We start from the raw sequence: 14,631 nt of genomic DNA on the forward strand, positions 1-14,631 counted from the left end.
CTTTTGACAGGACCCAAGCGGTGTGACGCGCGACAATTGCCGCCGCTCAGCATTGCCTTAAGTTCCATCTTGTCATTCAGGAGATGGACATCATGGGCCAGACATTTCGCGGAACCGCCAATGCCGATCGCTTTGTGCAGGGCACCAACAACGCCAATACGGTGGAGGTGCGGCTTTTCACCCTCGGCGGCAATGATACGATCATCCTCAATCGGGACGACAATCTCGGTGGAGGAAACTTCGTCGACGCCGGGACCGGAAACGACGGCATCAGCAATGTCATCGAGGCCGGCAGCGAGATCCGCCTCGGTGCTGGCAACGACACCTATGTCGGCACCGGCTTCGGTTCGTTCGGCAGCGATATCGGCGATCTCGTGCGCGGCGGCGACGGCAACGACCTGATCGCCGTCACGACCTTCAAGAGCCGCTATTTCGGCGATGCCGGCGATGACCAGTTTGCCTCAGAAGGCTGGCAGAACGTGTTCAACGGCGGCGCCGGCCGCGACCGCATCACCTATGAACCGCGCGACGATTCCTCGACGCTTAGCGGCAGCGGCGTGACGATCGACCTTTTGACCGGGCTGGCGCAGACCGGCGCCAACCGGTTCGAGACCCTGGTCAGCATCGAGGACGCGGCCGGAACAAATGTCAATGACAGCATCAACGGCACCAACGGCACCAATAAGCTGGAGGGGTTGAACGGCAATGACCTGCTGCTCGGCCTTGGCGGCAACGACCAGCTGTTCGGCGGTCTTGGCATTGATCGTCTTGAAGGCAATGAAGGCGCCGATGTCCTGACCGGTGGCCGGAGCCGGGACCTGCTGACCGGCGGCAGCGGCGCCGACCGGTTCGACTTCAATGCCTTCAACGAGAGCGGCAACGGCGCCAACAATCGCGATGTCATCGCCGATTTCAGCCATAGCCAGGGCGACAAGGTCGACCTTTCGACGCTGGACGCCAACGCGGCGCGCGGCGGCAACCAGGCCTTCAGCTTCATCGGCGACGGCGTCTTTACCGCTGCCGGGCAGCTGCGCTTTTCCGACGGCATCGTCAGCGGCGACGTCAATGGCGACGGCCGCTCGGATTTTCAGATCGCCATGAACGACCTGGCCGACATGGTGCGGTCCGACTTCATTCTGTGAACTCGGCGCTGGCCTTACGGGCGACCCGGGCCGGCACCAGTTCGGCCGTCAGCGATTGCATGCGCAGCCCCTTTGGCAAGTCGCCCAGCCGCATGCCGCTCTTGACGATGGCCAGCGCCTGACGCTTGGAAACGAGCAGGCCATCCTCCAGCGGCGCGCTCCTGCGGCCGATTCGGCGGTAGAACGGCAGCCGGTGGTGGCGAGACGGCGAGAACTGCGCCGGCGCCGTGTTGCGCATGACATATTCGGCAATGGCATCGATCCAGCCGCCGGCCGGCCGGGCGCCGGGCTCAACCAGCAGAAGCCATTCACCTCTGGCGGCCCGGACGATATCTTTCAGGTCCCATTGCCCATGAAAGCGGCAACCGGCCGCATCCGCCAGCCGCGAGGTGCCATCCCGCGAGCCGTGATCGAGCACCACGACATCGCAGACAATCCCTTCCACCGCCCCGGAAACCAATGCCGCAAGGGTCTGCGCCAATTCGGTTTCCTGATCCAAGCATTCGATAATCACTGTCAGCATTGCCTATGATTATCGCATTGCACAAAGAATTGCCACCATCGCATTTTTCATTTTGTTCTTGCATTGTTCTCATTTTCGGACTAGGAATTTAGTCACGAGAGGGCGGAAGGACGCCCGTCAGGAGCCCATTATGAACTTGCTGTCTCATATGGGGCAGGCTGCGTTTCAGCCTGCCAATACGGCGGATATTGCCGATGCCTTGATCCAGGCCTCCGGCCTGCGGGTCGATGCCGAGCGGCGGCGCGGCCGGGGCGCCGGGCTCAACCCTTCGGGACGCTTCGAGCCGACGGAGCGCACGACCTTCGATGATGGCTGGACGACGCTGGAGGACATGCCGCCGTTTCGCACCGAAGTGCAGGTGGAAAAGCCGCGCAGCATCATTTCGCGCAACGAATCGCCGGACATTCCCTTCGACCGCTCGCTCAACCCCTATCGCGGCTGCGAGCATGGCTGCATCTATTGCTTCGCGCGGCCGACCCACAGCTATATGGGGCTTTCGGCGGGGCTCGATTTCGAGGCCAAGCTGTTTGCCAAGCCCGATGCGCCGAAACTGCTGGAGCGCGAGCTGTCGAAGCCCGGCTACAAGCCGCGCACCCTGGCGATCGGCACCAATACCGACCCTTACCAGCCGATCGAGCGGGAATGGCGAATCATGCGCCAGGTTCTGGAGGTGCTGAACAAGGCCAACCATCCCGTGGCGATCGTGACCAAGTCAGCGCTTGTCATGCGCGATATCGACATCCTGGCCTCGATGGCTGAGCGCGGACTCGCCAAGGTGGCGGTGTCCGTGACGACACTCGACCGCAAGCTGGCACGCACCATGGAACCGCGGGCCTCGACGCCGTCGCGGCGGCTGGAGGCTGTCAAGGCGCTGTCGGAGGCCGGCATTCCGACCGGCGTGCTGATGGCACCGGTGATCCCGGCGCTCAACGACCACGAGATCGAGCGTGTGCTGGATTCGGCCAAGGCGGCAGGCGCCGTCGAGGCCGGCTACGTGATCCTCAGGCTGCCGCTCGAGGTCAGTCCGCTGTTTCGCGACTGGCTGCTGCAGAACTATCCCGATCGCTACCGGCACGTCATGTCGCTGGTGCGCTCGATGCGCGGCGGCAAGGATTACGATGCCGAATTCGGCAAGCGCATGAAAGGCGCCGGCCCCTATGCCTGGCAGATCAGCCGGCGCTTCGAGATGGCGACCAAGCGGCTCGGGTTGGTTCGCCGCAGCATGCAGCTGCGCGACGACCTGTTCGTGCCGCCCAACCATAGCGGCGTACAGCTGTCGCTGCTCTGAGGCGGACCTTTTTTCAAAGAATCCCGGCGCAAATCCCTGTCCCCTTTTGCGCCGGACAAGTCCCCGGCATCCGCCGCCTTGAAAAGGGGCCGGCCTCGCCGCTCCGTTTCAGTCCGGGGACTTGCAGGAAGTCGGGTTGGTGTGCGAACTCAGCCGCATGAGCTCTCGCACACCACCCGATTCTCCGAGCCTTTTCGAAGCAGCACCACTGGTGCCGGATTTCGAGCTGGAGCGGCTTGCCAGGCGCCAAGGCTTCTGGCCGGTGGCTGGAACCGACGAGGCGGGGCGTGGCCCTCTGGCAGGACCGGTGGTGGCGGCTGCGGTGATCCTCGATCCCGACAACATTCCGGACGGACTGAACGATTCCAAAAAACTGACGGCAGCGAGGCGCGCCGTGCTGTTTGATGTCATTCTGGCTTCTGCCCATGTGTCCATCGCCTCCTCCAGCCCGCTGCATATCGATGTCCGTGACATCCGCAAGGCAAGCCTCGACGCCATGCGGCGCGCTGTGGCCGGCTTGCCGGTCAGGGCGGCCTATGTGCTGGCCGACGGCCGCGACGTGCCGGACGGGCTTGCCTGCCCCGGCAAGGCGGTAATCAAGGGCGACGGCCGATCGCTGTCGATTGCCGCGGCCTCGATCATCGCCAAGGTCATGCGCGACCGGATGATGGAGCGGGCCGGCGTCGTGTTTCCCGGCTACGGCTTTGAACTCCATGCCGGCTATGGCACGCAGGTGCACCGCGACGCGATCGAACGGCAAGGTCCCTGCCTCCTGCACCGCATGAGCTTTCGCCCGCTCAAGCGGGAGTGAGGGAGGCGCCTACGGGCAAACCTTTGTCCCCCAATGCAAAAAGGCCGGACAATCGCCCGGCCTTTTTTCAGATGATATCGCGACAGCGCGCTGCTGCTTAGTTCAACCGGCCCTTGACCTCGCCCAGCGAGGCGGAAAACAGGGTCTGCTGGACATCGGCGCCGGCCTTCTTGACCAGAACCTTTTCGGCCGCGGCAATGGCCAGATCGACGGCGGCGGAGCGAACGGCGTTGACCGCTTCGGCTTCGGCGCGCTTGATCTTCTGTTCGGACAGCGCATTGCGGCGGGCCACGAACTCTTCGGTCTTCTGCTTGGCTTCCGCCGTCAGCATGGCCGCTTCGCGTTCGGCTGCGGCGATGATGCCGGCAGCCTCGGTTTCGGCTTCCTTGCGCTTGCGCTGGTATTCGGCCAGCACATGCTGGGCTTCTTCGCGCAGGCGCTTGGCTTCGGCCAGTTCATCACGGATCTTGTCGGCGCGCTCGTCGAGCGACTTTGCCACCATGCCCGGAACCTTGAGGTAGACGATCAGGGCAAGGAACAGGACAAGGCCGACAAAGGCGAAGAATGTTGCATCAAAAGCCATGATCATGCCTCCTGCTTGGGCGTTACGGCCGCAACCGCCGACTTGACGTCGGCAGCGGTTGCCTTGGAGCCGATCAGCTGCTCGACGATGGCGCTCACCGTGTCGCTGGCAATCGTGCCGACTTCGGCAAAGGCCTGGGCCTTGATCTCGGCGATATGGGCTTCTGCGGCAGCAACCTTCTCCGACAGCTGCGCTTCGATGGCGGCGCGCTCGGCGTCGGCCTTGGCCTTGGCGCTGTCGCGGGCCGTCGCTGCGATCTGCCCGGCTTTCGCCTTGGCAGCGCTCAATTCTTTTTCATAAGTCTCGATGGCTGCATCGGCCTCGGACTTGAAACGGGCTGCTTCATCGAGATCCTGGGCAATGCGATCGTGGCGATTTTCGAGGATCCCGCCGACGCGCGGCACGATGACCTTCTGCATCAGCATGTAGAACAGGCCGAATGTCAGCACCAACCACAGCAGCTGCGAGGGATAGGTCGACTGGTCGAACGGCGGGAAAACGCCTCCAGCATGCCCGGTGTCGTGGGCGACGCCGGTTTCCGTATGGGTCTGGCCTTCTACCGGTGTCTCTTCGGCATAGGCGGGGGTAACGAACATGCTCGCCTCCAGGTGTCCTGCAAATGCAAGGGATCACGGTCCGCGCCCGCGAACCGTGATCCCGATCTCAGCTGTGATTAGACAGCGAAGAGGAGGAGGAGAGCGATGAGCAGCGAGAAGATGCCCAGAGCTTCCGTAACGGCGAAGCCGAATACCAGACGGCCGAACTGGCTGTCAGCGGCAGACGGATTGCGCAGAGCGCCGGAGAGGTAGCTGCCGAAGATGTTGCCGAGGCCGAGAGCCGTGCCGGCCATGCCGAGGCAAGCCAAACCTGCGCCGATGTACTTTGCTGCTTCCGCTTCCATGATTGATCTCCTTAGAATGGTTGTTGCGGCGAATGACTGACGCGTTCTGGCGCCAACGTGGTTATCCCCTAAGCGTGATCCCGTCCGAAGACCGCGTCACACTTTCTGGATCTTGCTTTAGTGCCCACCCGGATGGATTGCGTCGTTGAGGTACATGCATGTCAGTACCGCGAAGACGTAAGCCTGCAGGAAGGCGACGAGGAATTCGAGACCGGTCAGAGCGACGGTCATGATCAGCGGAAGAATGGCGCCGCCGATGCCCAGCGCGCCGAGGCTTCCCAGCGAAGCGACGAAGCCCGCGAAAACCTTGAGAGTGATATGGCCGGCCAGCATGTTGGCGAACAGACGAATCGACAGCGAAATCGGGCGCGACAGGAACGAAATGATTTCGATCGGCACCACGAGAAGCAGAAGCGCCGCCGGCACGCCGGACGGCACGAAGAGCTTGAGGAAGCTCAGGCCATGCTTGTAGAAGCCATAGACCAGCACGGTACCGATGACGAAGATCGCCAGCGCGAAGGTGACGATGATCTGGCTGGTGATGGTAAAGAAGTAAGGCATCATGCCGAGCAGGTTCGCGGTCAGCACGAACATGAACAGCGAGAAGACCATCGGGAAGAACTTCATGCCGTGGCTGCCGGCGCCTTCGCGCAGCATGGAGGCGATGAATTCATAGGACATTTCGGCGAGCGACTGCATGCGGGTCGGGATCAGGCCGCGGCTCGATGTCGAGAAGTACAGGAAGGCCGAGGCACAGGTGACGGTTGCCACCATGAACAGCGAGGCATTGGTGAACGAGAAATCGACGCCGCCAAGCTCGATCGGGACAATCTTCTGGATCTGGAACTGATGGGTCGGATCGTTTGACACCTGATTGTCTCTCTCACTTTGCCTGCCAGCCGGCAGAATTCATCCCGTTCGAAACAGGCAGCCTTTCAGGCGCCGTCCCGCTTGTCACTCTTCGTATCCGTTCCACGATCCGCCGGATGCGGCGCAGCCACGACGCCCGCGGATCTCAGAACATTCAGGACCCCCGCACAGAATCCCAATAGCAGCAGTACGATCAGGCCCCAAGGCGACGTACCGACAAAATAGTCGAAAAGATAGCCCAGAAGTGCACCAACCACGATCGCGGAGATGAATTCGCTCGAGAGCTTCATGGCCTGTGCATAACCTTTCCGGCTTTGCTCGGCCCTTTCGTCCCTCGCCGCTTCATCTCCGGACTCGTCCCGGCGGCCGGCCAGTTCGGCCGCCAACCGCTTGCGACGCAATTCCAGGTTCTTCTCGTGGTCGTCCGTCATGATAGCCCCCGTCCGATCCCGCTCCACAACCGGTCTATAAGGCCTGGAACGGACATGCAAACAGCTCGGATTTCACGCCGTCCGGCCCGTTTTGAAGTCGCGCGCACCATAATTTTGAGAGACCGCATAGTCAAGGCGTTGACCGCGGTTGTTTCACCACAAATTAACCCGGAAAAATCATAGACTTAAGTCGTGGTCGGCGATTTTATGACAATGTCGGCGGGCAAAAGCCGCAACCGCCCCGACCAAACCCTGGGTCCTGAAGAGCCAGTTTCAGATCCAGCCGCCGCCATAGGTGCGGTAGAAGACGTGCAGGCCGATCCGTCCGACCTTTTCCATGGTCCGCGCCCAGGCCGGGCGGACATAGAGGGCGTGGTAATGGGTGGCCGAGCCGACCTCCTTCATCCAGATCTTGCCGGCCGTCACCGCCATCGCCACTTCGCGGGCCACTTTCCAGTGCTGCTGCGAATTGACGCGGTCCTTGATATTGTCGCAGGCAAAGGAAAACTGGCAGCGGTTGCGCCAATCCTCGTTCTGGTAGACGACGCCGCAGATCGTATCGGGATAGGCTGGATTGCGGACCCGGTTGAGAATCACCTGGGCGACAGCCGCCTGGCCCTTCACCGATTCGCCGCGCGCCTCGAAATAGATGCCGGATGCCAGGCATTGCTGCTCGCGGGCCGAAAACACGGTCGCCGGCAGGACGCTCGCCGCCCAGGCATGATCCTTGGGATCGATGCTCGGCACGAAGCGGCCACTCTCCGGCTTGTCGGCCAGGATGGCATCGAAGGGCGACACCTTGGCGAAATCGGGCGCCGCCGGCGCATAGGCGGTGGCCAGCACATCGGCGTCGGGATTGGTAACCAGCCCGGCCAGCATGGCGGGAACCGATGGGTCGACCTTCGGCGCGGTCTTCTTGAAGAAGAACATGGCGAGTTCGACATCCCGCGCCTTGCCCTTCGGCCGGACGAAGGCCGTCTGGTCCTTGGCATTGTCGGGATGGTCGAAGAGCGAACTGGTGCGCTGCAGGATGGAACCGGCGCTGAAGGCTTTTGGCGGTTGCATCTGTTCGATGGCGATCACCCGGCTCTTCTTCTGGCTGCGGGTGACCCTCTCCTCGTCGGGTGTGTAGTTCTTGACCATCTTGTCGTCCATGAAGGCGATCTTGCGGCCATCCGGCAGAACCATGCCCGTGTCGCCGGAAAGGCTTGCCGGTTCAGCCGCGTCGCCGAAATTGAGTTCGGCCGCATGGATTGAGCCGGCAGGCGAAGCGGTCAGCACCATGCGCCACTGGTCGGCGCCGCGATCAAGCCCTGCAATCAGGCCGGCGAGATCGGCATGGGCCGCCATGGACGGAAAGATCAGCCAGGACGCCAGTCCAAACACGAGGGGCGAAGTCCATTTCTCGAAACGGGAAACGGCTTTAGGACGCAAACGGGATCTGGACGGCAAAACCGGCACTCCATACGCAACAAGGCTACATTAGCGAACTATCGCCTGTTAACCTTGATGGATGGTTAATGCCGCAGCGGGATCTGCAACCGCCGGAGGAAATCCAGCGGCCGGCCCGTTCAGATGATCACGTGCGAGCCCAGTTCGACCACCCGGTTGGCCGGCAGGCGGAAATAGTCGGAGGGGTCGGCGGCCGAATTGGCCAGCGTGATGAACAGGCGGTCCTGCCAGTAGGGCATGCCGGACTTGGCGTCAGGCACCAGCTTGCGTCGGCCGAGATAGAAGGAAGTCGACATGATGTCGAACTTCAGGCCGCCGCGGCGCAGCTGGGCCAGCGCCTGGGAAACGTTCTGGCTCTCCATGAAGCCGAAGCGGATCTCGACCCGGCTGAACCGTTCCGACAGGCTTTCGGCGACAAAGCGCTCGGCCGGCGTGGCGCGCGGCCGATTGACCGTCTTGATGGTCAGGATGATGTTGCGCTCGTGCAGCACGTGATTGTGCTTCAGGTTGTGCAGCAGGGCGGCCGGCGCGGTTTCCGGATCGCTGGTCAGGAAGATCGCCGTGCCCGGCACGGAGACCGGCCCATGCTCGCTCTTGCGCTCGATCGAGGTGATGAAGGACTGCAGCGGGATATCCGCATGGCGCGTCTTGGTGAACAGGATGGCGCTGCCGCGCCGCCAGGTCCACATGACGACGGTGAAGCCGCCGGCAAACAGCACCGGGATATAGCCGCCGTCATGCACCTTCAGCAGGTTGGCGCCGAGGAAGACCATTTCCAGCACCAGCAGCGGCAGAAGGAAAACCAGCGACAGCAGCACCGACCAACGCCAGCGGCTGCGCACGAACTGATAGGCCATCACGGTGGTGACCACCATGGCGCCGGTGACGGATATGCCATAGGCGGTGGCCAGCGCCTCGGAACTCTGGAACAGCAGCACCAGGCTGAGCACGCCGAACAGAAGCAGCGTGTTGACCGACGGCAGGTAGATCTGGCCGGTATTGGTCTCGGAGGTGAACAGGATCTCCATGCGCGGCAGGAAGCCGAGGTGAATGCCCTGCCGGACCAGCGAAAAGGCGCCGGTGATCACGGCCTGGCTGGCAATGATGGTGGCTGCGGTGGCGAGGATGACGACCGGCAGCAAGGCCCATTCCGGGAACATCAGGAAGAACGGATCGGAGGCTGCTTCCGGATGCTTCATGACAAGGGCGCCCTGCCCCAGATAGTTCAGCACCAGCGCCGGGAAGACGAGCACGAACCAGGCCCACTGGATCGGCCGGCGACCGAAATGGCCGAGATCGGCGTAAAGCGCTTCGGCACCGGTAACCGTAAGGAAAACCGCGCCCAGCACGACGATGCCGAGAAAGCCTTCGCGCAGCATGAAGCTGATGGCGTACCAGGGATTGAAGGCGGCGAAGATGCCGAAATCATCGGCGATATGCACGATGCCACCGAGTGCCATGACGATGAACCAGACGGCAGTGATCGGCCCGAAGAAATTGGCGACCGCCCCGGTGCCGCGCGACTGCACGGCGAAGATGGCGATCAGGATGACCACGGCGATCGGCACGATGTAATCCGTCAATTGCGGTGCCACGAGCTTCAGCCCCTCGACCGCCGACAGCACGGACAGCGCGGGCGTGATCATTGCATCGCCAAGGAAAAGTGCGGCACCCACCAGGCCCATGACCGTCAGGATCGTCGTGTAACGGCCAGCATTTTTCATCAATAGAGCCAGAAGAGACAGTGTGCCGCCCTCGCCGTCATTGTCGGCGCGCAGCAGAAAAAGGACATATTTGAACGTGACGATGATGGTCAGCGCCCAGATCATCAGGGATATCAACCCGATGATTTCGACGCGTTCGATACCGTCATGACCGATCGGCTTCAGCGCTTCGCGAAACGCATAGAGCGGGCTGGTGCCGATATCGCCATAGACGACACCGACCGAGCCAAGCGCCAGCAGGAAGAGGCTGCGAACGGTTTTCTGTGGTGCAGGCGTGTCACTGTGTTCTTGGGGCATGGGGACCTACAGGCTCGTCAGAGCCAGCCTTTCCAACGGAAAAACAGGAAGGGGATGATCGCCGACAGCAGCATGCCGACCAGCGCGAAGGCATAACCATAGGTCCATGCCAGTTCCGGCATGAAATCAAAATTCATGCCATAGACCGACGCGACCAGTGTCGGCGGCAGGAAGACCACGGAAGCGATAGAGAATATCTTGATGATGGCGTTCTGCTCGACATTGATCAGGCCGAGCGAGGCGTCCAGCAGGAAGGTGATGTTGTTGGAGACGAAACCGGCATGCTCCGACAGCGACTGAACATCGCGCGTGACGATGCGGCAGAGTTCTTCGGCCTCGTAATCCTTGCGCACATCCGGCAGCGACATCAGGAATGTCATCAGACGGGAGAGCGTCACCAGACTGTCGCGGGCCTTGCTGACCAGGCGATGGTGGCTGGCAATGTCGATCAGCTTGTCTTCCAGAAAACGCGGCGGCCGGCGCTTGGCGGCCTTGCGGTCGACGAAGACCTCGGCGGAGAGGGCATCCACCCGCGCCACGGCCACTTCCAGCACTTCGGCCGTGCGGTCGACGATGGTTTCCAGCAGCCGCGCCATCAGCTCCGAGCCGGTCTTGTATTTGCCGGGGATGCGCAACAGGGCGGCGCTGAACAGGGCGAAGGCCTTGGGTTCGCCATAGCGGATGGTGACAAGCCGATTGCCGACCAGAATGAAGGCGATGTCGGTCAGCTCCGGCAGGTCGCTTTCGACCTTGTAGACCAGCGACGCCGTCATGTAGACCCCACCGTTTTCGACGTAGAGGCGGCTGGAGGGCTCGATATCCTTCAAGTCGTCACGGGTCGGGATCGGAATGCACAGCAGGCTCTCGGCCAGATGTTCCTCCGCCCGGTCCGGAATGACGAGGTCTAGCCAGAGAATATCGTCATCCAGTGATGCCGGCGGCTGCCCAGGCAGAATGATCTCCGCGCTCCCGTTGAGCCGATACGCCCTGATCAAATTTAAAACACCTTCAAACGCGTTCGGCCAAGGCGATCTCGCACCAATTGCGATCCAAATAGCATTTGCCGCCGAAATGGCAAGAGTTTGCGGTGGCATCCCCCTTGTACAGAGGGGGTGATCGGACCAGCCTGTTGACACAGGTCAATGCAGCGGCATGCCGCCATCATAATGTGAGACTGGGGTCTAGGGGCCAACACGATGGAGGATCAAATGACTGAGCAGCCGTCAAAGTTACTTCCCAGCCTGTGGTCCGACAGTCCTTTCGCAGCCCTGCGGAAGGAGATGGATCAGGCACTGGAAACATTCTTCAACAATCGCAATCCCTTCTCGGACATCACAGCCGCTGCCGGCGGAGTGATGGCGCCGTCGGTGGATATCGCCGAGAACGATGGCGCCATCACGATGACGGCGGAATTGCCGGGACTTTCGGAGACGGATGTGGACCTGTCGATCCACAACGGACTTCTCATTCTGAAGGGTGAGAAGAAAATGGAAAAAACCGACGAGAAGGACAATTACCATGTCACCGAACGGCGTTATGGCAGCTTTCAGCGGTCGATGCGCCTGCCGCCATCGGTGGATGAGGCCGCCGTCAGTGCCACATTCGACAAGGGTGTGCTGACAATCAGCATGCCGAAGAAACCGGGCACCGCGCCGGTCGAACGCAAGATTGCGATCCAAAAACAATAAGCGATCGCGTCATCCCGCCGTCCCCGGTCCGCCCGGAGGCGGCGGTCGATCTCCGGGTACCGTTTACTCGAAAACGATGGAAGGCGCCGCGCGGCCCGAACGCAGGCCGACCTGCTGCCAGACCTTTTCTGCAATCTCGCGATAGACCTTTGCTTGCGGGCCATCCGGATCGGACACCACGACCGGCGTGCCGGCATCCGACGTTTCGCGGATCGAGATGGTCAGCGGCACTTCGCCGAGGAAGGGAACGCCGATGGCGTCCGCCTCCGCCCTGGCGCCGCCATGGCCAAAAATATCGTAGCGATTGCCGGTATCGGGCGCGATGAAATAGCTCATGTTCTCGACGATGCCGAGCACCGGCACCTCGACCTTCTTGAACATGTTGATGCCTTTGCGCGCATCGATCAGCGCCAGATCCTGCGGCGTCGAAACGATGACGGCGCCCGACAGCGGCACCTGCTGGGCCATGGTCAGCTGCGCATCGCCGGTGCCCGGCGGCATGTCGACGATCAGCACGTCGAGATTGCCCCAGGCGACTTCGCGCAGCATCTGCATCAGCGCCGACTGGACCATCGGCCCGCGCCAGATCATCGCCGTGCCTTCATCGACCAGAAAGCCCATGGACATGGCCTTCAGCCCGTAATTTTCCATGGGCACGATGATGCGGCCGTCGATCTGCTGCGGCCGACCTGATATGCCGAGCAGGCGCGGCATGGAGGGACCGTAGACATCCGCATCGAGAATGCCGACCTTCAGGCCGTTTGCCATCATGGCGAGCGCCAGATTGACCGCCGTGGTCGACTTGCCGACACCGCCCTTGCCGGAGGCCACGGCAACGATGGCGCCGATGCCGGGAATATCGGCTTTTGCAGCGCGCTGGCCGGAGGGGGCCGGCGCCGCCGGCGCGTGGGAATGGCCGGCGTGGCCGTGACCGTGGGAATGGGGGGCCGCGGCCGGCGGCGGGGCCGACTGGCCGGCAGCACCGGCCTTCTTCTCGGCCGTCAGGCTGACCAGTGCCCCCTTGATGCCGGGAATGGCCTTGACGGTGCGCTCGGCGGCCTGGCGCAGGGGCTCCAGCTCACGAGCCCGCTCGGCCGGCACGGTGATCGCGAAATAGGCCTTGCCATCGGAGATGAACACATCCGAAACCATGCCGCTATCGACAATATTGCCGTTTAGATCCGGGCTGCGGACCGACTTCAGCGCTTCCAGTACCTGTTGCCGCGTGACTTCCGCCATGACTACCTCACTGCATTATCCAGACCCGGTAGATAATGGAGCCGCACGCCTTCGCCAACTATAAAAGGGTTGAGATGTCACAATAGGTTGCGACCAATCAGCCAAACGCTGCGCGCGGGACCGCCATGGCACGTTGCCGCCGGGCTCCGAACGCATTGCCGATGCCGATCAGCACCGGTTCATCGACGCCGATCGTCTGCATGGCAGACGGCAGGCCGGCCAGCGTGCCCTGCCAGCGGGTCTCGTTGGCGCGGGTGACCGCCGCCATGACGACGACGGGCGTGTCGTCGCCCATGCCATGCTCGACGAGAGCCGCGCGGATGCGCGCCGCCATGCGGCCGCCCATGTAGAAGACGGTGGTGACGGAGGCATCGGCCAGGCTTTTCCAATCGGTGTTTTCCGGCAGGTCGCCATGGCGCGAATGGCCGGTGACGAAGCGCACCGATTGGGCATGGTCGCGATGGGTGAGCGACAGGCCGAGACGCGAGGCCATGGCGCTGGCCGCCGTAATGCCCGGCACGACATCGACGGCAATGCCTTCCGCCTCCAGCCGGGCGATCTCCTCGCCGGCCCTGCCGAAGATCATCGGATCGCCCGACTTCAACCGTACGACGCGCTTGCCTGATTTGGCCAGCGACACCATCATGTCGTTGATATCCTGCTGCTTGCAGCTCTCCCGGCCGCCACGCTTGCCCACCAGCATACGTTTGGCCTCGCGGCGTGCCAGTTCCAGCACCTCGTCGGAGACCAGATCATCGAACAGGATGACATCGGCCGATTGCAGGGCGCGCACGGCTTTGAGCGTCAGCAGTTCGGCATCGCCCGGACCGGCGCCAACCAGCGTCACCCGCCCGGTAGCGGGCGCTCCACCCAGCTTTTCCGCCTCGCTGAGGAGCGCCCGCGCGGCACCCTCCTCCGGTGCCGTATTGCCCTGGAATGTGCGATCGACGAAACGCTCCCAGAAAGCGCGGCGGGATGCGCCGGGCGACAGCACTTCGTTGACCCGCTCGCGCAGCGACTGGGCAAGCTCCGCCCATTGCTTCAGCGCCGGCGGCAGCAGGGTCTCGATGCGACGACGGATCGCCTGGGCCAGGATCGGTGCGGCGCCATCGGTGGAAATCGACACGATAACCGGCGAACGGTTGACGATCGAACCGAACTGGAACTGGCAGAAGGCCGGCTTGTCGATGACATTGACCGGCACCCCGGCCGCCACAGCGGCGTCGAAGAAGGCCTGGGCGTCGTCATCGGTTTCGCAATCGGCCAAGGCCAGAGCGGCGCCCTGGAAACTGACGTCCGACCAAACCGCGTCATGGTGCACGACGGCGCCGCGCGACGTAGCGTCGCTGCCCCTCATCCGGCTGCCGCCACCTTCTCCCCGTTTTGACGGGGAGAAGGAACCCGTGGCACGGGCGGCGCTCCATACGCCTTCTCCCCGCCCGCGGGGAGAAGGTCCCGGCAGGGGGATGAGGGGCGCGCTACGCCCCTGCCCGATCAAACCCCGCATGACCTCCGACATCTCGTCCTCGGCGCAATAGACATGCACTTCGGCCCCGCAGGCGGCCAGAAGCTCGGCCTTCCAGGCGGCGCCGTCCGAGCCGCCGGCGACGACGACGCGTTTGCCGTCCAGCGACCAGAAAACGGGCAGCTTGGCGAGCGGCGCCATGCGGGCCGGGGCGTGG

15 protein-coding genes are annotated in these 14,631 nt (G+C 62.8%); 4 read left to right on the plus strand and 11 right to left on the minus strand.

Annotation, left to right across the window (positions count from 1 at the left end; genetic code table 11):
- Positions 1-92 precede the first annotated feature (92 nt).
- The gene (locus HFC70_RS19420) at positions 93-1,142 is read left to right on the plus strand and encodes a calcium-binding protein (RefSeq protein WP_168474951.1); all 1,050 of its coding nucleotides are present in this window, start codon (positions 93-95) and stop codon (positions 1,140-1,142) included.
- Here HFC70_RS19420 and HFC70_RS19425 read toward each other — a convergent pair.
- Positions 1,132-1,665, minus strand: a complete 534-nt coding sequence (locus HFC70_RS19425; RefSeq protein WP_168474952.1) for a glycosyl transferase — start codon at positions 1,663-1,665, stop codon at positions 1,132-1,134. The genes HFC70_RS19420 and HFC70_RS19425 overlap by 11 nt on opposite strands.
- Positions 1,666-1,795: 130 nt before the next feature.
- Between HFC70_RS19425 and HFC70_RS19430 the strand changes: the two genes are divergently transcribed.
- Positions 1,796-2,953, plus strand: a complete 1,158-nt coding sequence (locus HFC70_RS19430; protein ID WP_168474953.1) for a PA0069 family radical SAM protein — start codon at positions 1,796-1,798, stop codon at positions 2,951-2,953.
- A gap of 157 nt (positions 2,954-3,110) precedes the next feature.
- Positions 3,111-3,764 carry a ribonuclease HII gene (locus HFC70_RS19435; RefSeq protein ID WP_168474954.1) on the plus strand — a complete coding sequence of 218 codons (654 nt, stop codon included), beginning with the start codon at positions 3,111-3,113 and terminating at the stop codon, positions 3,762-3,764.
- Between the two features lie 97 nt (positions 3,765-3,861).
- Here HFC70_RS19435 and HFC70_RS19440 read toward each other — a convergent pair whose 3' ends face one another.
- The 8 genes from HFC70_RS19440 to HFC70_RS19475 all read right to left on the minus strand — a co-directional run bounded on the left by HFC70_RS19440 (position 3,862) and on the right by HFC70_RS19475 (position 11,017).
- The gene (locus HFC70_RS19440) at positions 3,862-4,347 is read right to left on the minus strand and encodes a F0F1 ATP synthase subunit B (protein ID WP_210259347.1); all 486 of its coding nucleotides are present in this window, start codon (positions 4,345-4,347) and stop codon (positions 3,862-3,864) included.
- Between the two features lie 2 nt (positions 4,348-4,349).
- Complete coding sequence (locus HFC70_RS19445; RefSeq protein ID WP_168474956.1) at positions 4,350-4,943, minus strand: F0F1 ATP synthase subunit B; 594 nt, start codon at positions 4,941-4,943, stop codon at positions 4,350-4,352.
- Between the two features lie 77 nt (positions 4,944-5,020).
- Positions 5,021-5,248 (minus strand): F0F1 ATP synthase subunit C, encoded by a 228-nt coding sequence (locus HFC70_RS19450; RefSeq protein WP_037161651.1) that lies wholly within the window; start codon positions 5,246-5,248, stop codon positions 5,021-5,023.
- Between the two features lie 117 nt (positions 5,249-5,365).
- Complete coding sequence (locus HFC70_RS19455) at positions 5,366-6,118, minus strand: F0F1 ATP synthase subunit A (protein WP_168474957.1); 753 nt, start codon at positions 6,116-6,118, stop codon at positions 5,366-5,368.
- Between the two features lie 65 nt (positions 6,119-6,183).
- Positions 6,184-6,549, minus strand: a complete 366-nt coding sequence (locus HFC70_RS19460; protein WP_168474958.1) for an AtpZ/AtpI family protein — start codon at positions 6,547-6,549, stop codon at positions 6,184-6,186.
- Between the two features lie 273 nt (positions 6,550-6,822).
- Complete coding sequence (locus HFC70_RS19465) at positions 6,823-7,899, minus strand: cell wall hydrolase (protein WP_168475086.1); 1,077 nt, start codon at positions 7,897-7,899, stop codon at positions 6,823-6,825.
- Positions 7,900-8,120: 221 nt separating this feature from the next.
- Positions 8,121-10,022, minus strand: coding sequence for a potassium transporter Kup (locus HFC70_RS19470; RefSeq protein WP_168474959.1), 1,902 nt, complete (start codon positions 10,020-10,022; stop codon positions 8,121-8,123).
- Positions 10,023-10,039: 17 nt separating this feature from the next.
- Positions 10,040-11,017: a magnesium transporter CorA family protein gene (locus HFC70_RS19475; protein ID WP_246735879.1), complete on the minus strand. Its 978-nt coding sequence runs from the start codon at positions 11,015-11,017 to the stop codon at positions 10,040-10,042.
- Positions 11,018-11,302: 285 nt separating this feature from the next.
- Here HFC70_RS19475 and HFC70_RS19480 point away from each other — a divergent pair, with 285 nt between their 5' ends.
- On the plus strand, positions 11,303-11,710 hold the full coding sequence (locus tag HFC70_RS19480; RefSeq protein ID WP_210259348.1) for an Hsp20/alpha crystallin family protein: 408 nt from the start codon (positions 11,303-11,305) through the stop codon (positions 11,708-11,710).
- 63 nt (positions 11,711-11,773) lie between these two features.
- Here the strand turns inward: HFC70_RS19480 and apbC are convergent, their stop codons facing one another.
- Together apbC and cysG are read right to left on the minus strand one after the other, a co-directional pair.
- On the minus strand, positions 11,774-12,949 hold the full coding sequence (gene apbC / locus HFC70_RS19485) for an iron-sulfur cluster carrier protein ApbC (RefSeq protein WP_168474962.1): 1,176 nt from the start codon (positions 12,947-12,949) through the stop codon (positions 11,774-11,776).
- A gap of 97 nt (positions 12,950-13,046) precedes the next feature.
- The gene (gene cysG, locus HFC70_RS19490) at positions 13,047-14,615 is read right to left on the minus strand and encodes a siroheme synthase CysG (protein ID WP_168475087.1); all 1,569 of its coding nucleotides are present in this window, start codon (positions 14,613-14,615) and stop codon (positions 13,047-13,049) included.
- Positions 14,616-14,631: the final 16 nt, after the last annotated feature.

It is taken from the genome of Agrobacterium sp. a22-2 (assembly GCF_012276985.1).
Taxonomy (GTDB): Bacteria; Pseudomonadota; Alphaproteobacteria; order Rhizobiales; family Rhizobiaceae; genus Allorhizobium.